Origin of the sequence: Wenzhouxiangella sp. XN24 (genome assembly GCF_011064545.1) — a bacterium.
Taxonomy (GTDB): Bacteria; Pseudomonadota; Gammaproteobacteria; order Steroidobacterales; family XN24; genus XN24.
The window spans coordinates 419,897-442,627 of record NZ_JAAMFG010000034.1 but is presented as its reverse complement, the minus strand read 5'-3'; the positions used below and the strand labels follow the sequence as shown (position 1 = coordinate 442,627).

Genomic DNA, 22,731 nt, shown 5'->3' with positions numbered 1-22,731 from the left:
GGCCATGCTGGAAATCGGACTCGGCGTATTCCTGTTCACCCTGATCGTCATGTCGCTGGTGTTCATCATCCTCGCGGCGCGTTCGCGCCTCGTGGCCAGCGGACAGGTGAACATCTTCATCAACGATGAGAAGACGATCGCGGCGCCCGTCGGCACCAAGCTGCTCTCCGCGCTCGCCGACGCCAAGCTTTTCGTCGCCTCGGCCTGCGGTGGCGGGGGCACCTGCGGGCAATGCAAGGTGCGCGTCCAGGAAGGCGGCGGCGTGATCCTGCCGACCGAGACCTCGCATATCAACAAGCGGGAAGCGTCGGCCGGCGAGCGCTTGTCCTGCCAGGTCGTCGTCAAGCAGGACATGCGCATCGAGGTGCCGCGCGAGGTGTTCGGCATCAAGCGCTGGCAGTGCCGCGTGCGCTCGAACCGCAGCGTGGCGACCTTCATCAAGGAACTGGTGCTGGAACTGCCCGCCGGCGAAGAGCTGAATTTCCGTGCCGGAGGCTATATCCAGATCGAATGCCCGCCGCATCACATCAAGTACGCGGATTTCGACATCCCGGGACAGTTCCGCGAGGACTGGGAGCGTTTCAACCTGTTCGACCTCGAGTCGGAGGTGGAAGAGCCGGTGATGCGGGCGTACTCGATGGCCAACTTTCCGGACGAAAAAGGGATCGTGATGCTGAACGTGCGCGTCGCGACACCGCCGCCCCGCATGACGGGCGTGCCGCCGGGGATCATGTCCTCGTATATCTTCGGCCTCGAGCCGGGTGATACGGTGACCATCTCCGGACCCTACGGGGAGTTCTTTGCCAAGCACACGAAGGCCGAGATGGTGTTCATCGGCGGTGGCGCGGGGATGGCGCCCATGCGGGCGCACATCTTCGACCAGCTCAAGCGGCTCGACAGCGAACGAAAGATGAGTTTCTGGTACGGGGCACGCAGCAAGCGGGAGATGTTCTACCACGAGGAATTCGAAGCACTCGCGGCCAGGCACGAGAACTTCAGCTGGCACATCGCGTTGTCGGATCCCTTGCCCGAGGACGAGTGGCAGGGGGATGTCGGGTTCATCCACGAGGTGCTGCACGAGAATTACCTGCGCGATCATCCCGCGCCGGAGGATATCGAGTACTACATCTGCGGTCCGCCGATGATGACCCAGGCGGTGCTGAAGATGTTGTCGGACCTCGGGGTGGAGAAGGAAAACATTCTGCTCGATGACTTCGGAGGCTGATCGATGGCCGTGTTCGTACTCTCTTTTCTCATCTTCGCGACGGCCATCGGCGCGATGGCGATCGGCGTCATGTGCGGCCGCCCCCGGATCGAAGGCAGTTGCGGCGGGTTGAATCGCGTGGCCGGAGTGGACTCCGATTGTGGCGGCGCCTGCCGTCGTCCCTGCGCGCGGCGTCGCGCGGCGAACTGAGGAATATCACCATGGGCGTGCTCGTGCGCGACTACATGTCCAGCAACCTCACCCGCTTTTTCCCGGACATGGATGTGCTGGAGGCCGTCGCGTTGATGATCGAGAAAGGGATTTCCGGTGGTCCGGTGGTGGATCGACTGGGCAATCTCGTCGGCGTCATCGCGGAGAAAGATTGCCTGGAGCCGGCCATGCAGGCCGGCTACTACGGCTCACGCGGCGGCGTGGTCCGCGACTTCATGGCGACGGAATTCGAGGTGGCCGACATCGACGACAGCATCATGGACATCGCGCGTCTGTTGCAGCGGGATGGCCATTTCTACAACCGCGGCGTGCCGGTCATGAAACACAACCGCGTCGTCGGCAATATCAGCCTGCGGGATGTTCTCAGGGCGTTCCAGGATATGGCGGGGCAGTCCGAGTGACTGCGGGAGGGCAGCGATGAGATTCGACCAGACCGGCGAGGTGCTGCATTTCGTGGAACGTTTTCACGAGGACATCGCCCATGCCTATGCCAAGCTCGGCGAAGAAGTGGCGCAGCGGCGCTCGCGACTGTTGCTGGACTACATGGCCGGCCGCGAGATCAGGCTCGCGGAAGCCGTGCGCAGCTTTGCCCACGATTCCGACGATCCCGCGCTGAAGGAATGGGATCCGTTCACGATCGACGACAGCAAGGTGCGTGCGCGCCTCAGGGACGGACTGGATGCCGCGGCGCCGCCGGACGACCTGCTGGAACTCGGCCTGGAGATCGCCGAGTGGTTCGAACAGCTTTACGCGCGGCTGGCTGCGAAGAGCGGCACGCCCGAGCAGAAGACGCTGTTCGAAAGCCTGCGGGAGCGCACCGAGAACGAAAAACACAAGCTTGCTCGCAACGGCAACATGCTGATGGACTTCTAGGCCGGCGCGGCTGCCGCCCCGGCAAGAGCGCCCCGATCGTCAACTCAGCAGGCGGCCGCGGCGCTTGTCCCGTCCATGCAGTTTTTTCCGGCCGGAAGCGCGGACGCGCTTCTGCGCCCGCTCGATCAGGATCTCGTGCGCGCTGCGCGGATCGTCGCCTTCGCCCGGCTGGCGTTGCACGTACTGCCCGTCCGGTTGCATGTCCCAGGCGCTGCGCCGATCCCGCAGCTGGATATCGAGAATCTCGCGCAGCATGCCCTGGCATTCCGGGTCCTCGACGGGGACGATGGTCTCCACGCGCGCCTCGAGGTTGCGCTTCATGCAGTCCGCGGAACCGATGAAATACTCTTCGTCGCCGCCGTTGCGAAAATAGTAGATACGCGCATGCTCCAGGAAGCGGCCGACGATGCTGATGATGCGGATGTTCTCCGACAAGCCGGGGACTCCGGCGCGCAGCCTGCAGCTGTCGCGCACGATCAGTTCCACCTGGACGCCCGCCATGGACGCGCGGTACAACGCCCGGGCGATCTCGGAATCCTCGAGCGCATTGGTCTTGAAGCGGATCAGGCCCGGGTTCTCCGGGCTGTGCAGCGCGATTTCGCGCGCGATCTTTTCCAGTAACGCGCGCTTGAGGTTGGTCGGCGCGGGGAGCAGCTTGGTGTAACGCCGGTTGGCGACGTAGCCGGTCGTGAGGAAATTGAACAGCTCCGTCAGGTCCTCGCCCAGCACCGGGTCGCTGGTCAGCAGCCCGAGATCGCTGTAGAGGCGCGCCGTGCCGGCATGGTAATTCCCGGTGCCGAGGTGGGCGTAGCGCCGCAAGCCGTCATAATCCCTGCGCAGGACGAAGATCGCCTTGGCATGCGTCTTGAGGCCGATGACGCCGTAGGAGACATGGATGCCGGCTTCTTCCAGCGAATTGGCCCAGCGCACATTCGCCTCTTCGTCGAATCGTGCCTTGAGTTCCACGGCGACGGCCACCTGCTTGCCGTTCTCCGCCGCATCGATCAGGTATTCGATGATCTTCGATTTGCGCGCCGTGCGGTAGAGCGTCATCTTGATCGCAAGCACCTTGGGATCCTGGCTGGCTTCCCGTAGAAAACGTTCCACGGAGGTGGCGAATGACTCGTAGGGGTGCTGCAGGAGGATCGGCCCGCTGTTGCGGATCAGGTGAAAGATATTCGGCGCGTCCATGAGCTTGGGGTGCTCGATGGGATGATGGGGCGGATCCTTGAGATCCGGGCGGTCCAGCGCGAGCAGTTCCATGAGGTCGCGACGCTGCATCAGGCCATCGACCTCGAATACGTCGGTGGCCTCGTCGAGACCGAGTTCGGCCGCGAGCATGCCGCGGTGCACGGGGGGCATGCCGTCGCTCACCTCCAGCCGGACGGTGGGCGCGAACTTGCGGTCGCGCAGTTCCGCCTCGATGACCTGGAGCAGGTCGTTGGCCTGTTCCTCGTAGCGTTCGACGATGGCGTTCCGCGTGACCCGGAAGAGGTCCCAGCGCTGGATCTCGAGTTCCGGCAGCAGCTTGTCGAGGTTGTACGCGATGATGTCCTCTAGCGGGACGAAGTGCGCGCTTTCGCCGATCCGGATGAAACGCGGGATGCCACCACCCACCGGGACCTTGATGCGCACCAGGCGGGGTCCCCGGGCGCCGTCGGGCTGGTTGACCGTGACCAGCAGGTTGAGCGAAAGGTTGGAAATGAACGGGAACGGATGGGCGGGATCCATGCCGATGGGTGTCAGCAGCGGATAAATGTTTTCCAGGTACCATTCGCGCAAGGTCGCCTGCGCCGTTTTGTCGAGCTCCGCATAACGGCTCAGGTGAATGTCGGCCGCATTGAGCAACGCGTGCAGTTGCGGGAACAGGTCGTCCTTGCGCTCCTTGATGGCGCGGACTTCCGCCTCGCATTCCCGGAGTTGCTGCTCCGGGCTCCGGCCGTCCACGGACAACTCCTGGACCCCTGCACCCAGCTGCTGCTTGAGACCTCCGACGCGTTTCATGAAAAACTCGTCGAGGTTGGAGCTCACGATGGCGAGAAACTTCACGCGCTCGAGCAGCGGGGTGCGTTCATCCTCGGCCTCGTTCAGCACCCGGCGGTTGAACGCCAGCCACGTGAGCTCCCGGTTCAGGTACCACTCGGGCGCGGTGAGATCGATTTTTCCCGAGGCCTCGGAGGCAGGGGAAGGGGTGGATTCTGCGGTCTGGGCCATGGGATTCGTTCCTCGCTTATGGCCCCATCTTGCCGGACTCGGCGCCAAAAGTTGAGAGGGAGCGCCGGCCGATTGCATTCCCCCGTAAAGGGGGGTAATCTGGCCGGAAATCGCAGGCGGCTGTAGACCAATAACGAATAAGTTGCCGCGACTTGATCCCGCCTTCGTGGCGGGTTCTTTTTTTCAGGCCCCGCGGAGCGCGCACCGAGCGTCGCCCCACTCGTCATGGTCCGGGAATCGCGATGGATAGCGTCACCGCATTTGCGCCCGCATCGGTCGGCAATGTCGGCGTCGGCTTCGACGTCCTCGGGCACGCGATCGCCGGCGTGGGCGATTCGGTCCGGCTCGAAAGACGCAGCGCCCCCGGCATCCGGCTGGTCGGCGTGGGAGGCCTGGTCACCGACCTGCCGCGCGCTCCGGAAGCCAATTCCGCGACCCGGCCGTTGTTGCGGATGGCAGCGGATCACGGCGTGACCGACGGCATCGACGTGACACTTCACAAGGGCATTCCCCTGGGCTCCGGCATGGGCGGGTCTGCGGCTTCGGCCGTCGCTGCCGTGGTGGCGGCCGACGCCCTGTGGGAACTGGGTCTGGACCCATCCCTTCTGCTGCAGTACGCGATGGAAGGCGAGAACGCAGCCAGTGGTTCGGCCCACCCCGACAATGCCGCGGCTTCGCTGCTCGGGGGCCTGGTCATGACCGAACCCGGGATGCCGCCCCGATGCACCCGTCTGCCCGTGCCGGCGGGGATCACCTGCGTGCTGTGTCACCCGGCGCTGGAGGTGCGCACCCGCGACGCCCGGCGCATCCTGGCGCCCGAGGTACCCCTGGCGGCCTGGGTGCGCCAGTCCGCCTGGCTGGCCGGCTTCGTCGCCGGCTGCCTGCGCGACGATCTCGACCAGGTGGTCCGTTGCCTGCAGGACGAGATCATCTGGCCGCAGCGGGCGGAACTCGTGCCCGGCGCGGCCCAGGCGCTCACGGCGGCGCGTGCGGCCGGCGCACTCGGTGGCTCGCTCTCCGGTAGCGGGCCTTCGGTGTTCGCCTGGACCCGGACGGCGCAGTCGGCGGCGGTCGCCGCGGCTTTCGAGCAGAGTTTCCGCACGCGGGGCGTCGCGAGCGAGACGTGGGTCTCCAGCCCGGACGCGCCCGGCGCGCACCTCGTCCCCGGAGACTGAGCCGGTGCCCGATGAGCGACGGGCGGGCGTGCTCTACGCGTTCGCGGCCTTTGGCTTCTGGGGCCTGACCCCGATCTATTACAAGCTCCTGCCGCATGTTCCACCGGTCGAAGTGCTGGCGCACCGGATCGTCTGGAGTGTCGTGTTCGGCGCCGTGTTCGTGAGCCTGGTAAGGGCCTGGCCGGCGGTGAGGTCGGCCGTGGCGAGCCCGGCGACATTGGGCAAACTGGCGCTTACCGCGGCGCTGGTCAGCACCAACTGGCTGGTCTACATCTACGCGGTGGTCAACGACCAGGTGATGTCGACCAGCCTGGGTTATTACATCAATCCGCTGGTGAACGTCCTGCTCGGCATGTTGTTTCTCGGCGAGCGCCTCGGGCGCGGGCGAGCCCTGGCCGTGGCGCTCGCGACCCTCGGCACCGCGAGCCTGGCCTTCGAACTGGGCGGGCTGCCCTGGATCTCGCTCACGCTGGCGTTCAGCTTCGGCTTCTACGGGCTGATCCGCAAGCGCCTCGGACTGCATCCCATGGCCGGCCTGTTCGTCGAGACGCTGCTCGTCGCGCCGCTCGCGGTACTCGCACTCGCCTGGTTCGTCCTCCAGGGAACCTCTTCTTTCGGCCTGGACCTGCGGACCTCGCTGCTGCTCGTGCTGGCCGGGCCCGTGACCTTGCTGCCCCTGCTGTGGTTCGCGGAAGCGGCGCGGCGCCTGCCCTTGATCACGATCGGCTTTTTTCAGTACCTTGGCCCGACCTTGACCTTTCTGCTGGCGACGCTGGTCTATGGCGAGGCTTTCACGCCCGCATGGGCCATCACGTTCGTATTGATCTGGAGTGCACTGACGGTGTTTACGATCGACAGCGTGGCGATGCGGCGTAAATTGCGGCGCCTTGCTGCGGCGAGCGAAGGGTCGTGAACCCGACGTCCGCGTCGTGGCTGCTCGGCCTCGGCGCGGCCTGCCTGTTGTTCGCGCTGGCGGCCGCCGTGTTGCTCGTGCGTCGTCGCCGCCATCGCCTCGATCGCCTGCTGCGCAAGATTGCCTGGGAACAGCTCCGCGACGTGGTCGTGCCGGACGAGGTGGACGGCGAGATCCACGTCGATCTCGCCCTGCTGACGCAGCGGGGCATCCTGGTGCTGGAGGTACGACGGGCCGCGGGCACCCTGTTCTGGGGCGAACAGCTGGATCGCTGGACCGTACTCGATGGCGTGCATCGCAAAGTGATCGAGAATCCCATGCCCGGCCTGAGAGCGAGGCGTCACGCCGTGCATGCGATCGTGCCGACGGTTCCGGTTTCCGGGCGCGTGTTGCTGGTGGGCGCCGTGGAAATTGCCGGTTCACGCCCGCCCGGCGTCCTGCTGCAGGACGACCTGCTCGCGGAGTTCCCGGCCTGCACCGGCCGGCCGCCGCAGAAGATGGCGGGCGCCTGGGACACGCTCAAGTCCTCGGTCCGCGCACTCTGAGGTGATGCGAGGACCGGCAAGCCTCAGGCGGCGACCGCGACCTTCTCCCGTTCGAAATGATCCGCGAGCACCTGGGCGACACAGGCCGTGACCCGCTTGCCCTTGGCGATGTGCAAAAACTCGTTGGGGCCATGCGCATTCGAGTTGGGTCCGAGCACGCCCGTGACGAGGAACTGTACGCCGGGGAATTTCTCGCCGAGCATGCCCATGAAGGGAATGCTGCCGCCGGTGCCCATGTACAGCGCAGGCTTGCCGAAAAACGCCTGCGAAGCGCGTTGCATGGAATCGGCGAGCCAGGGCGCCACGGGCGGCGCGTTCCAGCCGCCCATGGCGGAATCCACCTCGAATTCGACCTCTGCGCCGAGCGGCGGATCGGTCTCCAGCGTGCGCTTCACCGCGCTGGCGGCCGCCTCGGGGTCGACCGTCGGCGGGAGACGGAAAGACAGCTTGAGCGCCGTCCACGGCCGCAGCGTGTTGCCGGCGGATCCGCTGGCGGGCAGGCCGTCCGCGCCCGTGACCGACAGCGTCGGCCGCCAGGTGTTGTTCAGCAGCAGTTCCACCGGGTCGGTCGCCACCGGGCGCGTGTTTCCGGCCCAGGGGAAACGGCGATGGACCCCTTCGCCCAGCACGGCGGCTGCGGCGACGGCCTGTTCGTGTCGCGCGGACGGGATCTCCCCGGTCAGTTCGGCCAGCGGACTGCTCCCCGTGGCCGGATCCTCGATGCGGTCCAGCAGCAGGCGCATGACGCGGAAGCTCGAGGGCACGATGCCGCTCGCACCGCCCGAATGCACGCCCTCGGTGAGCACGGACGCCTTGAGCGTGCCGACCAGGTTGCCTCGCAGGGACGTCGTGCACCAGAGCTGGTCGTAGTTGCCGCATTCCGCATCGAGGCATACCACCAGGCTCGGCGTGCCGATCCGGTCCTCGAGATGATCTATGTAGTGCGGCAGGTCGAAGCTCCCGCTCTCTTCGCAGCCCTCAATCAGGATCACGCACCGGGCATGCGGGATGCCCTGGTCCTGCAATGCGCGAATGGCGGTCAAGGAGCCGAACACGGCATAGCCGTCGTCGGCGCCGCCGCGGCCATAGAGCTTGCCGTCGCGGATCACGGGCTCCCACGGCGACAGCCCGTCGCTCCAGCCGTCGAACTCCGGTTGCTTGTCGAGGTGGCCGTACAACAGGACGGTGTCGTCGTTCTGTCCCGCCACCTCGATGAAGAGCACGGGGGTGCGGCCCTCGAGACGCACGATCTCCACGGACATGCCGGCGATCGGCTGCTGCCGGCACCACTCGGCCAGCAGTTCGGCCGCCTCGTCCATGTAGCCGTGTTTTTCCCAGTCCGGATCGAAGTTGGGCGACTTGTTGGGAATACGGACGTAATCGCAGAGCGTCGGCACGATGGTCTCGTCCCAGATCTGGTCCGTCAAAGCGATGATCCTGGCGTGGTCCATGGAGGGGCTCCCTTGGCCGTTCGTGTCGTTTCGCTGCATTGTACTAGAGACCGAACAAGGCCTCCGCGTTGCGCGTGCTGGCGGCGGCGAGTTCCTGCGGGGACACGTCCATCAGCCCGGCGAGAACCTGCAGCACATGAGGCAGGTGGACCGGTTCGTTGCGGCGCGTGCGCGGACGGGGCTGCAGGTCGCGCGGCAAGAGATAGGGGGCATCGGTCTCGATCATCACCCGGTCGAGCGGCAAATGGCGGACGGCGGCGCGCAGGGCGTCGCCGCGGCGCTCGTCGCAGACCCAGCCGGTCACACCGATGTAGAGGCCGCGTTCGAGGTAATCCTCCAGCTCGGCCGGACCGCCGGTGAAACAGTGCGCGACGCCGGCCGGCAGGCGCGTCCCGCACTCGTCGAGCAGGGCGACGAATCGTTCGTGCGCGTCGCGCTGGTGGAGAAACACCGGCAATCCCGTGCGCATGGCGAGTTCCAGCTGCAGGCGGAATGCCGCTTCCTGCCGGTCGCGCGGCGAGAAGTCGCGAAAGAAATCCAGTCCGCACTCGCCGACCGCGACCGCTTTTTCATCGGCGAGCAGCGCTTCGAGTTCGTGTACCTCGTGCTCGCCAAGCTCGGTCGCATGATGCGGATGAACGCCAATGGTCGCGAACAGTCCCGGATCCTGCCTCGCCAGGCGCAGCGCGGCAGCGCTGGACGCCAGCGAGCTGCCGGTGATGATCATGCGGGCCACGCCGGCTTCCCGGGCCCGGCCGATCACCGCGTCGCGGTCGCCGTCGAAGCTGTCGTGGGCGAGGTTGACCCCGATATCGACCAGCGTCATTGCGCAGGCGAAGGCTTTTTCTTGGCGGCGGCCTTGCGTTTTGCAGGCTTTTTCGCCGCCGGCATGGCCCGGGCCGGTGATTTCTGTGCAGGCGGCGCAGTGCGCGCGGCCGGTTTCTTCGCGGCCGGCGGCTTGCGTGCCGGTGTCTTGCTGCGCGTCTTCCTGCGGGCCGGGCTGCGGCGGGGCGTTGGCGCAGCAGTCGTGGAACCAGGCTGCCCCTTGCCGGCGATCGCGCCGGCCGGACCCGCCGCGGCCGCCGCGTCGTCTGCGGGCGAGCCCTCCAGCAGCGCCTCGATCTCATGTTCCAGCGCCTCCAGCGCCTCGTACATGTAGGTGCGCATCTCGGGCAGGTGAGGCATGGCTTCGTAGCCCGCGATCATGCCGAAGAACATCTTGCCCGCGTAGCTGAACACCGTGATGTTCATCACCATGTCCGGGGGGATCGTGGAGATGGGGAAAATTTCCTCGAGCCGCGCGCCGCGCAGGTAGAGCTTGACCGGCGAGCCGGGGAGATTGGAGATCAGGATGTTGCCCGCCGGCGGCATGAGGCCGGATACGTGCAGGATGTCGCCGACCACGGCGGCGCCCTGGATCAGCAGCGTATAGGCCATCACCGTTTCGCGCGACAGGGCGAACAGCGCATCTTTCATCTCGGTGGTGGACCGGTGTACCTCGCGCAGGCGCTTGAGCGGATTGCGGCTTACGCCGGCGAGGCGCACCGGGATGATGCCGAGGATGTTGGTCGAGCTGTTTTCGCCCTGGCGACGCAGGTTGACCGGGAGCTGGGCCACGAGCGGGCTGCGCGGCAGCTCGGCATAGCGCGCCAGGTAGCGCCGCAGCGAGATGTCGCACAAGGTGACGATGACGTCGTTCAGCGTGGTGCCGGTCAGGCGGGCCGCCGCCTTCAGCCGCTCGATCTCCAGGCTGCCGCCGGCGATGCGACGCGCCCGGGTGATGTGGCCGTTGAGGGCGGTGCGCGGCGCCGTGAACGGCACCTCGAGCGCCGATTTGCGCATGCCGAGCCGGTCCAGCGCCATCTTCCCGGCGATGCCGGACAATTCCTTGCTCATCACCAGCGCAGCCTTGACGCCGCCCCCGATGCCGCTGAGTGCAGCACGTATATCGCGTTCCGGATGCTCCCCGGCACCACCTGTCATCTGCCAGAAAGCACGGACCTCCGGATCGTTCGGGTCCTCGCTGAGCGAAGCGTTGGCGAGCCGCACCAGCGTCGCACCATCGCAATAGGCATGGTGGATTTTCGTGTAGATCGCGAAACAGCCGTCGTCCAGGCCCTCCACGAAATGGAGTTCCCAGAGCGGATGCTCGCGATCGAGCATGAAGGCATGCAGCCGGGATGCCAGGTCGGCGAGCTGCCGGCGGCTTCCCGGCGCGGGAAGGGCGGAACGGCGCACATGGTAGTCGAGGTCGAAGTTCCGGTCCGGGACCCACTGCGCCATGCCGGTAAGCGATACCTTGAGCCGCTGGTTGAACGGCTTGCCGACCTTGTGCCGACGCAGCGTCTCGATCAGGTCCCCGACGAAGTCCCCGGCGTAGCCCTCGGGCGGACGGAATATCTGCAGCGAACCCACGTGGCGCGGGCTGTCGGCCGTCTCGGTCAACAGGAAAGCGTAGTCGGTGATGGATATGCGAGTCATCTGGGGGCTCCGAGGCTGGCCCAAATGGTACAACAAGCGTTCCCCGGCTTGGATAGCATTGCACGTTGGCCCGCGGCTGCGCGGCGGTTATAGTCCCCGCGGCCCCATTGATGGAATCGATCATGACGCATTATCCGCAGTTGCTGGCGCCGCTCGACCTCGGCTTCGTCACCTTGCCCAACCGGGTGCTGATGGGGTCGATGCACACGGGCCTCGAGGATCGGGCCGCGAACTACCCGAAACTGGCGGCGTACCTGGCGGAGCGCGCGGCCGGCGGAGCCGGCCTGATCGTGACCGGTGGCATCGCGCCGAACATTGCGGGCTGGGTGGCGCCGTTCGCCGGCAAGCTTTCCGCGCGTCGCGAGGTGCCGCGCCACCGCCTCGTGACGGAGGCCGTGCATGCGGCGGGCGGGCGCGTCTGCATGCAGATCCTGCATGCGGGGCGTTATGCCTACCATCCGCTGGCCGTCGCACCGTCCCCGCTCAAGTCGCCGATTTCGCCGTTCAAGCCCCGCGGCCTCAGTGCGCGCGGCGTCGAGGCGCAGATCCGCGCGTTCGCGCGCAGCGCGGCGCTGGCGCGCGAGGCCGGTTACGACGGCGTCGAGATCATGGGCTCCGAAGGTTACCTCATCAACGAGTTCATCGCGGCCCGCACCAACCGGCGCGACGACGCCTGGGGCGGAGACTTCGAGCGCCGCTGCCGCTTCCCCATCGAGATCGTCCGCCGGGTGCGCGAAGCCGTCGGGCCCGACTTCATCATCATCTACCGGCTCTCCGCCCTCGACCTCGTGGACGGCGGGAGCGACTGGGAGGAGGTCGTGAAGCTCGGCCAGGCCGTTGCCGCGGCAGGTGCGACGCTGGTGAACACGGGGATCGGCTGGCACGAAGCGCGCATCCCCACCATCGCCACCCTCGTGCCGCGCGGGGCGTTCTCCTGGGTCACGGCGCGGCTGCGCGCGGCGCTGCCCGTACCCGTGATCGCCACCAACCGTATCAACACGCCGGAGGTGGCGGAGGGGATCCTCGCGCGCGGCGAGGCCGACATGGTGAGCATGGCGCGCCCCTTCCTCGCGGATGCCGAGTTCGTCCGCAAGGCCGCGGAGGGCCGCGCCGACGAGATCAACACCTGTATCGCCTGCAACCAGGCCTGTCTCGATCACACCTTTGCCGGCAAGCGCTCCAGTTGCCTGGTCAACCCCCGCGCCTGCCACGAGACCGAACTCGTGATCCGACCCGCCGAGCGCCCGCTCAAGGTCGCCGTCGTCGGCGCCGGTCCGGCCGGCCTTGCGGCCGCGACCACGGCCGCCGAGCGCGGCCACGTCGTGACGCTGTTCGAAGCGGCGGAGGAGATCGGCGGGCAGTTCCAGATGGCGCGCCGCATCCCCGGCAAGGCGGAGTTCTCCGAGACTCTCAGGTATTTTCGCCGGCGCCTCGAGGTGACCGGTGTCGAGGTGCGGCTCGGCGAGGCCGTGACGGCGGATGCGCTGGCCGAACGCGGCTTCGATCGCGTGATCGTGGCCACCGGGGTCGTGCCGCGGACGCCACCGATTCCCGGCATCGACGGGCCCCAGGTGTTGTCGTACATCGACGTGCTGCTGGGCCGGCGCGAGGTGGGCCGGCGCGTCGCCATCATCGGGGCCGGCGGCATCGGCTTCGATGTCGCGACTTTCCTGTCGCATCCGCATGACGGCGACGAACCGGTGGCGGAATACAACTCGGAATGGGGCATCGATCCTGCGGTGCGCGCCGGCGTGGAAGGTGTCGAGCCGCGCCCCGACGGCACCGGACGGGAGATCTGGCTGCTGCAACGCAAGCAGGGCAAGCCGGGCCGCGGGCTCGGGAAGACGACCGGCTGGGCACATCGGCTCGGCCTGCAGCGCCGCGGGGTCCACATGGTCCCGGGCGTCACCTACCTGGGCGTGGAACCGGCGGGCTTGCGCGTGCGCATCGGGGACGAGGAACGCCTCCTCGAGGTAGACAACATCGTGGTCTGTGCAGGCCAGGAATCGCTGCGCGTGCTCGCGGCGGACCTCGAGTCCCGTGGCGTGCCCGCCGACGTGGTGGGCGGTGCGCTGGAAGCGGCCGAGCTCGACGCCAAGCGCGCCATCGACCAGGCGACACGGCTCGCGGCGGCCCTTTGAGCGCGGCGGCGGCCCCCGGCCAGCTGGCCTTGTTCGGTGCACAGGCCGCGGTGGTCGTGCGCAGGAGCGCGCGGGCCCGGCGGCTTTCGCTACGCGTCTATCCGCACGGCCTGGTCGAGGTGGTGGCGCCGCAACGCATCGCCGAGCGCAGCATCCGCCGCTTCGTCACCGAACAGCAAGCGTGGATCGAACGGGCCCGCCGGGAGCTGGGTGTCTCGACCGAAGCGGGCGGCGTGGAGCCGCCCGCCGAGATCCGGCTGCCCGCGGTGGGCGAGCTCTGGCAAGTGACGTATCGTGATGGCGCCAGGAGGCTGCGATCGACCGCCGATGCCGGCGGCGGATGCATCCGGCTGAGCGGTCCGGCCGATCCCTGCTGGCGCGTCCAGGCGCTGCGTCGCTGGGTGCAACAACGGGGCCGGCTGGTCCTCGCCGCGTGGCTCGCCGACGTGGCACGGGAGACCGGCCTGAGCTATCGCAATATCACCGTGCGCAGGCAGCGCTCGCGCTGGGGCAGCTGCTCGGCAAACCACGACATCAGCCTGAACTGCGCGCTGCTGTTCCTGGACCCGGCGCTGGTTCGTCATGTGCTGGTGCACGAGCTGGCGCACACCCGCCACCTGAATCACGGCCCGGCATTCTGGCGGCTCGTGGCACGCCTGGCGCCGGACTTCGAGACCGCGGAACGCGAATTGCGTGACGCATGGCGGCGCGTTCCGCCCTGGCTGAACCACGATCCGCTGTAACTCATTGCCGGCAAACTATGTATGATGCCTTTTGTGCTGCGCGCGGGAGGCGTGAGCGATGAGTGACGGTGTCGAAAGATCGGGCGTGGGCGAGCTGTTTGCGGAGCTGAAACGTCGGCGCGTCATCAGGGTCATCGTCCTCTATGCGATCGGCGGCTGGGTGGTCATCGAGGTCGCGTCGACCGTCCTTCCCAACCTCAATCTCCCGGACTGGTCCGTCACGCTCGTGACCGCCCTGGTGGTGCTCGGTTTCCTGCTCGCCGTTTCGCTGGCCTGGGCATTCGACCTGGGGCCCGGCGGGGTGCACCGCACGCCGCCGAAGAGCGCTGCAGAACCCGCCGAACCCCCTTCATCCGCGGTTGCCGCCGCACCCGTGGCGAAGCCACCGCCGGCCGCCCGCCCTGAGGACGCGAGAAAGTCGATTGCGGTGCTGCCGTTCATGAACATGAGCGGCAGCGCGGAGAACGAGTATTTCAGCGACGGCATCGCCGAGGAGATCCTCAACCTGCTGGTGAAGCTGCCGCAATTGCGGGTCGCCTCGCGCACCTCCTCGTTCATTTTCAAGGGTAAGTCCGTGGGGATTCCCGAAGTGGCGGCGACGCTCGGTGTCAGCACGGTGCTCGAAGGCAGTGTCCGCCGCGCCGGCGACCGCGTCCGCATCACGGCGCAGCTCATCGATGCGGCCACCGATTCGCACCTCTGGTCGGAGACCTACGATCGCGAACTGAAAGACGTCTTCCAGATCGAGGACGACATCGCCCAGAGTATCGTCGATGCGCTGCAGATGACGTTGACGCCGAAAGAAAGGCGCGCGATCCAGGTGGTCTCGACCTCGGACGCCAAGGCCTACGACTATTACCTTCGCGGGCGCAGCTACATGTACACCATGACGCGCCGGGACTACGAGTGCGCGGTGCAGATGTTCGAGCAGGCGATCCTGCTCGACGACAAGTACGCGCTGGCCTATGCCGGCATCGGCGATGCGTATTCCCACTTGTACCGCTACGCCGAGGCGACGCAGGAGAACGTGCGCAAGGCGGTGGAGGCGAGCGAGAAAGCCGTCGCGCTGGATCCGGACTCCGCGGAAGCGCGCGCCTCGCACGGCCTGGCCATGTTCATCAGCGACGACTACGAGGCGGCGGAGCGCGAATTCAGCCGGGCGATCGAGCTCAATCCGAACCTGTGGGAGCCGTACTACTACTTCGGGCTCGCCTGGTCGTCCAAGGGCGAGTTCGAGAAAGCCATCGAGATGTACAAGAAGGCCATGGAAGTGAACCCGGCCGACTACCAGGCGCCGATCTTCATCGCCCAGAGCTATGCCTCCCTCGGCCGCAAGCACGACGAGATGAAGGCCCGGTTGGCCTCGCTGGAACAGATCCAGCGACACCTGGACATGAATCCTCACGACACCCGGGCGCTTTATGTCGGCGCCAACCAGTTCGCCAACGTAGGCGAATTCGCCAAGGCGCAGGAGCTTGCCGAGCGCGCCCTCGGGCGCGACCAGGAGGAGCCGGTCGTGCTTTACAACGTGGCGTGTTTCTATGCCATGAAAGGGGATACCGAGCGCGCCATGGAACTCCTGGAGCGCGCCGTCCGGAACGGCTGGGGCGACAAGGCCTGGCTGGAGACCGACCCCGACCTCGACTCGCTGCGCGAGGACACTCGCTTCATCGCCATGATGGCGCAGATCCACTAGCCCACTGACATTGCGCGCAATAGTGGTCAGTATCATCATGGCCCTGGCCGCTTCCGCGGCTTTCGCGCAGGACCCCGCCGAACCGCTTGCCTGGCGCGACCTGCCCGGGCCGGTCGACCTCGTCTGTCCGTTCCGTGGCGAGATCGATTACGAACCCGGTGAAATCGAATGCGGTTTCATCACCGTGCCGGAAAATCGCTCCGATCCGGACAGTCGCCTGATCCGGATTCACTTCGTCAGGATTGCGGCGACCGGGGACCCGGACGCGGGAGACGACCTGGACGCGGAAAAGGCCGCGAACGCGGCAGCGGGTGCGGACAAGGAAATTCGCGACGACCCGGTGATCTATCTCACCGGCGGCCCCGGCGTCGGCGTGGGGCCCTACGTGGCGCGACTGCGCGAGCATGAGCTGGTCAAGTATCGCGATCTCTACATTCTCGAACAGCGCGGCATCGGCGCGAGTGGAGATTTCTGTCCCCATTTCAGCGACACGAACCGCGCGGCGCTGTGGACCGAGAGCCTTTACGAGGCCGAGGTCGAGACGGGCGAACGCATGCGGGCCTGCTTCCGGGCCGCGGCGGCGGCGGGTATCGACCTGTCCGGCTACAACACCATCGAGAACGCCCGTGACGTGCGGGCGCTGCGCGAGGCGCTGGGCCTGGAACAGTGGAACGTCTGGGGTATTTCCTACGGCTCACACCTGGGCCAGATGCTGCTGCGCGAGGATCCCGAAGGCGTGCGCGCCATCGTGCTCGACGCCATCGTGCCGAACGATCTCGGTGATCTCATGCGGATCGGCCGCTGGGCCAACCTCGTGCTGGAGAACATCGTTTCCACTTGCGACGGCGCATCGGCCTGCGACGACCTGGAAGCGCGTTTCGACGCGGCGCTCGAGCGGGCCAAGGCCGACCCCGTGATCGTGGAGACTGATCAGCTCGAGCTGTTTCCCGAAGGAAAGGTTCGCTTCGGCGGCGAGATCCTCGCTTTCGCGCCTTTTGTCATGATGTACGAGCAGGACGAGCATCCAGCCATTCCCGCCGTCATGGATACGCTCATCACCGCGGTCGAGACACGCGACATGACCGTTTTCGACCTGCTCGCCGCGGGCGGCGCCGGCGGCGTGACGGCGGGCGTTCCAATGTCCGAGGGCATGGCGAACGCGATCCGGTGCAATGACGGCTACTACGCGGCGGCAGCCCGGGTGGCGGCCAGCGACCTGGAAGAAAACCCGCGCTTCCGGGACCTGGTGTTCACGCCGGAAGGGGCCGCCTACCAGGCCCAGGTCTGCGAGGAAGAAGGCCTGGGTCCGCGCAATCGAGAGGCCTATGCACTCGTCGTGTCCGGCCTTCCCGCGCTGATCGTCAACGGCGGCTGGGACCCGGTGACCCCGCCCGCGATGGCGCTCGTCATCGCGCCCGGGTTTTCCAACGGCCGCTATATCGAAGTCCCCTATGCCGGGCATGGCCCGACCCGCTCGATGAGCGCGTGCGCCGGCGGCGTACTGACCGCCTTTTTCGATAACCCTGATCCCGCCGGGCTCGACGCCTCCTGTCTCGAGCAAGGCGTGGAACGACCGGACTATCTCGATCTTTTCGAGACCCGCGCGATTCGTACTGCGGGCATCATGGCGGCTGACGAGCCGAAGACGCTGGCCGGTCCCGGGGCCTGGGCGGGTGCCTCGCTGCTCGTGCTCCTGGTCGCGTTTTTCGCCTACCCGCTGAGTTGGCTCGGCCGCGCGATCGACCGGACGCCGGCTCACGATCGGGTCGTGCAGGCCTTCGGCGCGCGTTGGTTCGCCTGGTTCGCAGCGCTGAGCGGGCTCGGGTTCGCCGCACTGATGGGTTGGGCCGGCTACCAGGCCAGCGAGATTTCGAAGTTTGCGCTGCTCGCGGGGCTCGCCCCGCTCGCGGCCATGGCGTCCTGGCTGAGCGTGGTGGCCGGGTTGCTCGGCCTGCTGGCCATCGTCCAGGTGTGGCGGGCGCGTTCAGCCGGGCCCGGGTTACGTATCGGCACGCTGGCCGGCGCAACGCTGACCGGTGTTGCCGCACTGTCGCTGGCCGCGTTCGCCTTCGCCTGGGACCTGGCGCCGCTTTAGGGGCAGGCGCTCAGAACAACGGGGCGTCCCCCCGTCTGTTCGACTGAGGCCGGGAGCTTGCCTGCCTTCCGTCACGTCGCCAGTCGCCATCCGATCCACGCCAGCGAGAACAGCGCGCCGGACCCCAGGCCGAGCCATGCCAGCGTGAGCAGTGCAGGTCCCGGCCGCGCCTCCGGCGGCACGTGTGACGCCGTGACTGCGCGCAGGGTGATCCATGCGATCAGCGGCGCGGCCACGAATGACAGCGTGGTGGCGAAGTCGATGAGGCGGGTGAATCCTTCGCCCGCGAACATGAGCACCAGCAGGGCGCCTGCGCTGACGAGCCCCAGCGAGCACAGGTACCCCAGTCGCCCGCCTGCAGCACTTGCAGTGCGGCTGTCGCCGCCTCGGCCCGCGTCCACGATGGCCGCTAGCACGCGCGGGTAGGCGTCGGCGACGGCGAGGGTGGTGCTGAACATCGTGCTCAGGGCCGCGATGGTGATCAGGGGCCGGCTCCAGTCGCCGAGGCCGCTCGCGTACAACTCCACCAGCTGGCCGGAGAAGCCGACCGCAGAGTCGGCGAACTGCAGGCCGCTGGCGTGCATGAGCAGGGCGCCGAGCATGACGAAGGCGACGGCCAGCACGACCGTGCCGAGATAGCCCAGGCGAAAATCCAGCAAGGCCTCGGCGAGGCTCGGCGCATGCCCCGTCTGGGCGGCGCGCTCGCGCGTCCACAACGAACTCCAGGCAGCCGCCTCGACAGGGATCGGCATCCAGCCGACCAGGGCAAGCAAAAAGGCGATGCCCGCGGCCGTGCCCAGGTCGGGCAGGCGATCGAGGCCACTGAGGCCGCTCCAGTCGGGTGTCTTGCCGAGGGCGAGGAGCAGCGCCAGCAGTGTCGATACCGTCAGCAGGCACACGAGCAACTTCATCGCCAGGTCGAGTCCGCGGTAGTTGCCGAGCGCCAGCAGCGCGATGCAGAGAGCGAGCACACCGACCGAGATCTGCAGCGGCGAGGCGTCGATACCGAGCAACAGTCCCGCGAGGCCCGCGGTCACGAGCGTCACGACGGCCAGCACGATGAACATGGTGCCGACGGTGACCAGGCCGAAAAGCCAGAGCGCCCACCTGCCGAGGCGCCGGTATCCGACCAGGAGGTTCTCGCTCGTGGCCGCCGCGTAACGCGGGCCGAACTCGAGAAAAGGGTACTTCAGCAGGCAGGCGAGCAGCACGACCGGCAGCAGCAGCAGGCCGTACTCCGCACCGGCCCGGGTCGACTGCACCAGGTGGGATACGCCCACCGCCGCGGCGGCCATGAGCAGGCCCGGCCCGAGCGCCTTGCGCAGTGTGGAGCCCGCCGGATGCGGGCGATCTCGTTCCATATTTATCCGATATAAAACAGCATAATAGAATTATTAATTAAAGTGATTTATCTCACAAGACCGCCACGATTGCGGGTAGGCTTTGGGCGGCCGGGCCCGTGACGACGAAATCCGCCTGCGCGCTGAGCGGCGTGGGCTGCAGATTGACCTCCACGACCAGCGCGCCACCCTGGCGCGCCACTTCGGGCAGTGAGGCGGCGGGCGTGACGAGGCCGGAGGTGCCAATGGCAAGAACGATGTCCGCCTCGCTCGCGCCACGCCAGGCCCGCTCCAGGGCCTCGCCGGGGATGGCCTCGCCGAACCACACCACGCCCGGCCCCATCAGTTCGCCGCACTCCGGGCAGGGCGGCGGCGCCGCCAGTTGCGGGTCTCCCTGCGGCGCTGTATGGCCGCAGCCCCGACACCGGTTGGTGAAGAGATTGCCGTGGAACTCCACGGCGTCGACGCTGCCCGCGCGCTGGTGCAGGCCGTCCACGTTCTGGGTCACGAGCAGGGTGTGGGGGAGTCGCGCCTGGAGCGTGGCGATCGCACAATGCGCCGGGTTCGGCGCCACCGCGGCGACCTGGCGGCGGCGTTCCCGGTACCAGTCCCAGACCAGCTGCGGGTTGCGACGAAAGGCTTCGGGCGTCGCAAGTTCCTCCGGCCGGAAGCGGGCCCACAGGCCGGTCAGGGCGTCGCGGAAGGTGGGCACGCCGCTCTCGGCGGAAACGCCCGCGCCGGTGAGGAACACGACGCGGCCGGCCTGGCGGAGCGCATCCAGCAGGCCGGCCGGCAGATCGGCGGACGCCACGGGCGTCCTGTACTCAGGCCGCCTGGTCGGCCGCAGCGAGCTGGCGCAGCACGAAGTGCAGGATGCCGCCGTTCTGGTAGTACTCGCGTTCCTTGGGCGTGTCGATGCGGACACGGGCCGTGAAGACGATGTCTTTTGCACCCTCACGTGTCGCGGTGACCGTCACCTCGCGGGCGCTGCCATCGCCCAGGCCGTCGATGGTGAAGGTCTCGGTACCTTCGAGACCCAGCGAAGCGGCGTTGTCGCCGTCCTTGAACTGCAGCGGCAGGACGCCCATGCCGATGAGATTGGAGCGGTGGATGCGCTCGTAGCTCTCCGCGATCACCGCCCGGACCCCGAGCAGCTTCGTGCCCTTGGCGGCCCAGTCGCGCGAGGAGCCCGAACCGTATTCCTTGCCGGCGAGAATCACCAGCGGCGTGCCGTCTTCCTGGTAGCGCATGGCGGCGTCGTAGATGGCCATGATTTCGCCGGTCGGAAGGTAACGGGTCCAGCCGCCCTCGACGCCGCCGGCCAGCTGGTTGCGCAGCCGGATGTTGGCGAAGGTGCCGCGCATCATGACCTCGTGGTTGCCGCGGCGTGAGCCGTAGGAGTTGAAGTCGTTCGGGTCCACGCCCTTACTCACCAGGTACTTCGCGGCGGGGCTGTTGGACGCGATGCTGCCGGCGGGGGAAATGTGATCCGTGGTGACGGAATCGCCCAGCACGGCGAGCGCGCGTGCGCCTTCGATGGGCTCGAGTGCGGCGGGCGCCATGTCCATGCCTTCGAAGTAGGGCGGGTTGCGCACATAGGTCGATTCGGCCGGCCAGTCGTAGATTTCGCCTTCGGGCACCGAGAGGCCCTGCCAGTTCGAATCGCCGTCGAAGACCTCGCCGTAGCTGCCCTGGAACATCGTCGAGTCCAGGCTCGAGAGGATCGTGTCCTGCACCTCGTGGGCCGACGGCCAGACGTCTTTCAGGTACACGGGGCCGTCGGGGCCCTCGCCGAGAGGCTCGTTCAACAGGTCCACGTCGAGGTTGCCGGCCAGCGCGTAGGCCACCACCAGCGGCGGGGAAGCCAGGTAGTTCATCCGCACCAGCGGATGAATGCGGCCCTCGAAGTTGCGGTTGCCCGACAGCACCGAGGTGCCGACGATGTCGTGCCTGGACACTGCGTCGGCGATCTCCTCGGGCAGCGGGCCCGAGTTGCCGATGCAGGTGGTGCAGCCATAGCCGACGACGTTGAATCCGAGTGCCTCGAGGTCATCGAGCAGCTCGGCTTTTTTCAGGTATTCCGTGACCACCCGCGACCCCGGGGCCAGGCTGGTCTTCACCCACGGCTTGACCTTCAGTCCCTTCGCGGCCGCGTTACGCGCGAGCAGGCCGGCGGCCAGCATCACGGCCGGGTTCGAGGTGTTGGTGCAACTCGTGATGGCGGCGATCAGCACCGCGCCGTCACGTACCACGAAGTCCTCGCCGCCACGACTCACCTTCGCCAGCCCCGGCGCCGCCGCCGAGGCCGGGTTGCCCACGGAGACATCGCCGCCTTCACCCTCGAAACGCGATTCGGCCACGTCCTTGCTGTTGGCGCGCGCGGCTTCGATGGGCTGCAGCTGCTTCAGGAAAGCCATCTTGGCATCAGAGAGCAGGATGCGATCCTGTGGCCGCTTCGGACCCGCGATGCTGGGCTTGACGTCCGCCAGGTCCAGCTCGAGGACATCGGTGTACTCGGCTTCCGGCTGGCCGTCCTCGCGCCACAGGCCCTGGGCCTTCGCGTAGGACTCCACCAGCGCGATGCGCTCGGGGCTGCGTCCGGACAATTGGAGGTAGCGCACCGTCTCGGCGTCGATCGGGAAGATGGCGCAGGTGCTGCCGAATTCCGGCGACATGTTGCCGAGCGTGGCGCGGTCGGCCAGCGGCAGGTTGGAAAGCCCGTCGCCGAAGAACTCGACGAACTTGCCCACGACACCCTTCTTGCGCAGCATCTCGGTCACCGTGAGCACCAGGTCGGTCGCGGTGGCGCCCTCGGCGAGGCTGCCCTTGAGGCGGAAACCGATCACCTGCGGGATGAGCATCGTCACGGGCTGACCGAGCATGGCCGCCTCGGCCTCGATGCCGCCGACGCCCCAGCCGAGCACCCCGAGTCCGTTGATCATCGTGGTATGGGAGTCCGTGCCGACCAGGGTGTCGGGGTAGGCCTGGAGCTCGCCGTTCTTCTCGGCATCGAACACGACCCGGGCGAGGAACTCGAGGTTGACCTGGTGGACGATGCCCGTGTTGGGCGGCACGACCTTGAAATTGTCGAAGGCGTTCTGCCCCCAGCGCAGGAAGCTGTAGCGTTCCTTGTTCCGACCGAATTCGATCTCGTTGTTCTTCTGCAGCGAGTCGGCCGAGCCGAAGGAATCGACCTGCACGGAGTGATCGATGACCAGCTCGGCGGGCGACAGCGGGTTGATGGCGTCGGCGTTGCCGCCCAGCTTGACGACGGCGTCACGCATCGCGGCGAGATCGACCACGGCCGGGACGCCGGTGAAGTCCTGCAGGATGACCCGCGCGGGGGTGAAGGCGATCTCGGTCTCCGGTTCCGCCTTGGGGTCCCAGGCGAGCAGCGCCTCGATATCCTGGCGGGTCACGTTCACGCCGTCTTCGTGGCGCAGGAGGTTTTCCAGCAGGATCCGCAGCGAGTAGGGCAGCCTGGCGATCCGGTCCTTGCCCAGCGAGTCCAGTGACCAGATGTGGTAATCCTTACCGTTGACCTTCAGCGCGGAACGCGCGTCCACCGTGTCCTTCATGATTCCTCCAGGATGGATTGAGGCGGCCCCCGTGACGGTCCGCATGGCCTT

The 22,731-nt window shown here is 67.2% G+C and carries 18 protein-coding genes; 11 read left to right on the top strand and 7 right to left on the bottom strand.

The window, feature by feature from the left end; all coding sequences use genetic code 11:
- Nucleotides 1-4 precede the first annotated feature (4 nt).
- The 4 genes from nqrF to G6032_RS09685 are packed head-to-tail and all read left to right on the top strand — an operon-like array spanning nucleotide 5 to nucleotide 2,308.
- Complete coding sequence (nqrF, locus tag G6032_RS09700) at nucleotides 5-1,225, top strand: NADH:ubiquinone reductase (Na(+)-transporting) subunit F (protein WP_165281927.1); 1,221 nt, start codon at nucleotides 5-7, stop codon at nucleotides 1,223-1,225.
- 3 nt (nucleotides 1,226-1,228) lie between these two features.
- Nucleotides 1,229-1,414, top strand: coding sequence for a (Na+)-NQR maturation NqrM (nqrM, locus tag G6032_RS09695; protein ID WP_165281926.1), 186 nt, complete (start codon nucleotides 1,229-1,231; stop codon nucleotides 1,412-1,414).
- 11 nt (nucleotides 1,415-1,425) lie between these two features.
- Entirely contained in the window at nucleotides 1,426-1,836 is a 411-nt protein-coding gene (locus tag G6032_RS09690; RefSeq protein WP_165281925.1) for a CBS domain-containing protein, read from the top strand.
- A gap of 16 nt (nucleotides 1,837-1,852) precedes the next feature.
- Entirely contained in the window at nucleotides 1,853-2,308 is a 456-nt protein-coding gene (locus G6032_RS09685) for a hypothetical protein (RefSeq protein ID WP_165281924.1), read from the top strand.
- 39 nt (nucleotides 2,309-2,347) lie between these two features.
- Here the strand turns inward: G6032_RS09685 and ppk1 are convergent, their stop codons facing one another.
- A complete protein-coding gene (gene ppk1, locus G6032_RS09680) occupies nucleotides 2,348-4,522 on the bottom strand; it encodes a polyphosphate kinase 1 (RefSeq protein ID WP_165281923.1) in 2,175 nt (724 codons plus the stop codon).
- Between the two features lie 242 nt (nucleotides 4,523-4,764).
- Between ppk1 and G6032_RS09675 the strand changes: the two genes are divergently transcribed.
- The 3 genes from G6032_RS09675 to G6032_RS09665 are packed head-to-tail and all read left to right on the top strand — an operon-like array spanning nucleotide 4,765 to nucleotide 7,155.
- On the top strand, nucleotides 4,765-5,697 hold the full coding sequence (locus G6032_RS09675) for a homoserine kinase (protein ID WP_165281922.1): 933 nt from the start codon (nucleotides 4,765-4,767) through the stop codon (nucleotides 5,695-5,697).
- Nucleotides 5,698-5,701: 4 nt separating this feature from the next.
- Nucleotides 5,702-6,610 carry an EamA family transporter RarD gene (rarD, locus tag G6032_RS09670; protein WP_165281921.1) on the top strand — a complete coding sequence of 303 codons (909 nt, stop codon included), beginning with the start codon at nucleotides 5,702-5,704 and terminating at the stop codon, nucleotides 6,608-6,610.
- Nucleotides 6,607-7,155: a nuclease-related domain-containing protein gene (locus tag G6032_RS09665; protein ID WP_165281920.1), complete on the top strand. Its 549-nt coding sequence runs from the start codon at nucleotides 6,607-6,609 to the stop codon at nucleotides 7,153-7,155. Before rarD ends, G6032_RS09665 begins: the two co-directional genes overlap by 4 nt.
- A gap of 23 nt (nucleotides 7,156-7,178) precedes the next feature.
- Here G6032_RS09665 and G6032_RS09660 read toward each other — a convergent pair whose 3' ends face one another.
- Genes G6032_RS09660 through G6032_RS09650 form a run of 3 tightly spaced genes read right to left on the bottom strand, consistent with a single transcriptional unit; the run spans nucleotide 7,179 to nucleotide 11,087 of the window.
- Complete coding sequence (locus G6032_RS09660) at nucleotides 7,179-8,606, bottom strand: M20 family metallopeptidase (RefSeq protein ID WP_165281919.1); 1,428 nt, start codon at nucleotides 8,604-8,606, stop codon at nucleotides 7,179-7,181.
- A 43-nt stretch (nucleotides 8,607-8,649) separates the two neighbouring features.
- On the bottom strand, nucleotides 8,650-9,432 hold the full coding sequence (locus G6032_RS09655; protein WP_165281918.1) for a TatD family hydrolase: 783 nt from the start codon (nucleotides 9,430-9,432) through the stop codon (nucleotides 8,650-8,652).
- Complete coding sequence (locus G6032_RS09650) at nucleotides 9,429-11,087, bottom strand: wax ester/triacylglycerol synthase family O-acyltransferase (protein WP_165281917.1); 1,659 nt, start codon at nucleotides 11,085-11,087, stop codon at nucleotides 9,429-9,431. Before G6032_RS09650 ends, G6032_RS09655 begins: the two co-directional genes overlap by 4 nt.
- A 122-nt stretch (nucleotides 11,088-11,209) precedes the next feature.
- On the opposite strand from G6032_RS09650, the gene G6032_RS09645 reads away from it, so the two are divergent.
- From G6032_RS09645 to G6032_RS09630, 4 genes are read left to right on the top strand one after another with little or no spacing between them, the layout of a single operon-like run.
- On the top strand, nucleotides 11,210-13,228 hold the full coding sequence (locus tag G6032_RS09645) for an NADPH-dependent 2,4-dienoyl-CoA reductase (protein WP_165281916.1): 2,019 nt from the start codon (nucleotides 11,210-11,212) through the stop codon (nucleotides 13,226-13,228).
- Nucleotides 13,225-13,971 (top strand): SprT family zinc-dependent metalloprotease, encoded by a 747-nt coding sequence (locus tag G6032_RS09640; protein WP_165281915.1) that lies wholly within the window; start codon nucleotides 13,225-13,227, stop codon nucleotides 13,969-13,971. Before G6032_RS09645 ends, G6032_RS09640 begins: the two co-directional genes overlap by 4 nt.
- Before the next feature lie 58 nt (nucleotides 13,972-14,029).
- Nucleotides 14,030-15,667: a tetratricopeptide repeat protein gene (locus tag G6032_RS09635; protein ID WP_165281914.1), complete on the top strand. Its 1,638-nt coding sequence runs from the start codon at nucleotides 14,030-14,032 to the stop codon at nucleotides 15,665-15,667.
- Between the two features lie 37 nt (nucleotides 15,668-15,704).
- Nucleotides 15,705-17,762, top strand: coding sequence for an alpha/beta hydrolase (locus G6032_RS09630; RefSeq protein ID WP_165281913.1), 2,058 nt, complete (start codon nucleotides 15,705-15,707; stop codon nucleotides 17,760-17,762).
- Nucleotides 17,763-17,833: 71 nt separating this feature from the next.
- Here the strand turns inward: G6032_RS09630 and G6032_RS09625 are convergent, their stop codons facing one another.
- The 3 genes from G6032_RS09625 to acnA are packed head-to-tail and all read right to left on the bottom strand — an operon-like array spanning nucleotide 17,834 to nucleotide 22,680.
- The gene (locus G6032_RS09625) at nucleotides 17,834-19,123 is read right to left on the bottom strand and encodes an Nramp family divalent metal transporter (protein ID WP_240902103.1); all 1,290 of its coding nucleotides are present in this window, start codon (nucleotides 19,121-19,123) and stop codon (nucleotides 17,834-17,836) included.
- A 52-nt stretch (nucleotides 19,124-19,175) separates the two neighbouring features.
- Nucleotides 19,176-19,913, bottom strand: coding sequence for an NAD-dependent deacylase (locus G6032_RS09620; RefSeq protein WP_346763789.1), 738 nt, complete (start codon nucleotides 19,911-19,913; stop codon nucleotides 19,176-19,178).
- A gap of 13 nt (nucleotides 19,914-19,926) precedes the next feature.
- Nucleotides 19,927-22,680: an aconitate hydratase AcnA gene (gene acnA, locus G6032_RS09615; protein ID WP_165281912.1), complete on the bottom strand. Its 2,754-nt coding sequence runs from the start codon at nucleotides 22,678-22,680 to the stop codon at nucleotides 19,927-19,929.
- Nucleotides 22,681-22,731: the final 51 nt, after the last annotated feature.

Coding starts and splice junctions, on each gene's coding strand:
- nqrF (WP_165281927.1), top strand. CDS start 5: ATGCTGGAAATCGGACTCGGCGTATTCCTGTTCACCCTGATCGTCATG.
- nqrM (WP_165281926.1), top strand. CDS start 1,229: ATGGCCGTGTTCGTACTCTCTTTTCTCATCTTCGCGACGGCCATCGGC.
- G6032_RS09690 (WP_165281925.1), top strand. CDS start 1,426: ATGGGCGTGCTCGTGCGCGACTACATGTCCAGCAACCTCACCCGCTTT.
- G6032_RS09685 (WP_165281924.1), top strand. CDS start 1,853: ATGAGATTCGACCAGACCGGCGAGGTGCTGCATTTCGTGGAACGTTTT.
- ppk1 (WP_165281923.1), bottom strand. CDS start 4,522: ATGGCCCAGACCGCAGAATCCACCCCTTCCCCTGCCTCCGAGGCCTCG.
- G6032_RS09675 (WP_165281922.1), top strand. CDS start 4,765: ATGGATAGCGTCACCGCATTTGCGCCCGCATCGGTCGGCAATGTCGGC.
- G6032_RS09660 (WP_165281919.1), bottom strand. CDS start 8,606: ATGGACCACGCCAGGATCATCGCTTTGACGGACCAGATCTGGGACGAG.
- G6032_RS09655 (WP_165281918.1), bottom strand. CDS start 9,432: ATGACGCTGGTCGATATCGGGGTCAACCTCGCCCACGACAGCTTCGAC.
- G6032_RS09650 (WP_165281917.1), bottom strand. CDS start 11,087: ATGACTCGCATATCCATCACCGACTACGCTTTCCTGTTGACCGAGACG.
- G6032_RS09645 (WP_165281916.1), top strand. CDS start 11,210: ATGACGCATTATCCGCAGTTGCTGGCGCCGCTCGACCTCGGCTTCGTC.
- G6032_RS09635 (WP_165281914.1), top strand. CDS start 14,030: ATGAGTGACGGTGTCGAAAGATCGGGCGTGGGCGAGCTGTTTGCGGAG.
- G6032_RS09630 (WP_165281913.1), top strand. CDS start 15,705: ATGGCCCTGGCCGCTTCCGCGGCTTTCGCGCAGGACCCCGCCGAACCG.
- G6032_RS09625 (WP_240902103.1), bottom strand. CDS start 19,123: ATGGAACGAGATCGCCCGCATCCGGCGGGCTCCACACTGCGCAAGGCG.
- acnA (WP_165281912.1), bottom strand. CDS start 22,680: ATGAAGGACACGGTGGACGCGCGTTCCGCGCTGAAGGTCAACGGTAAG.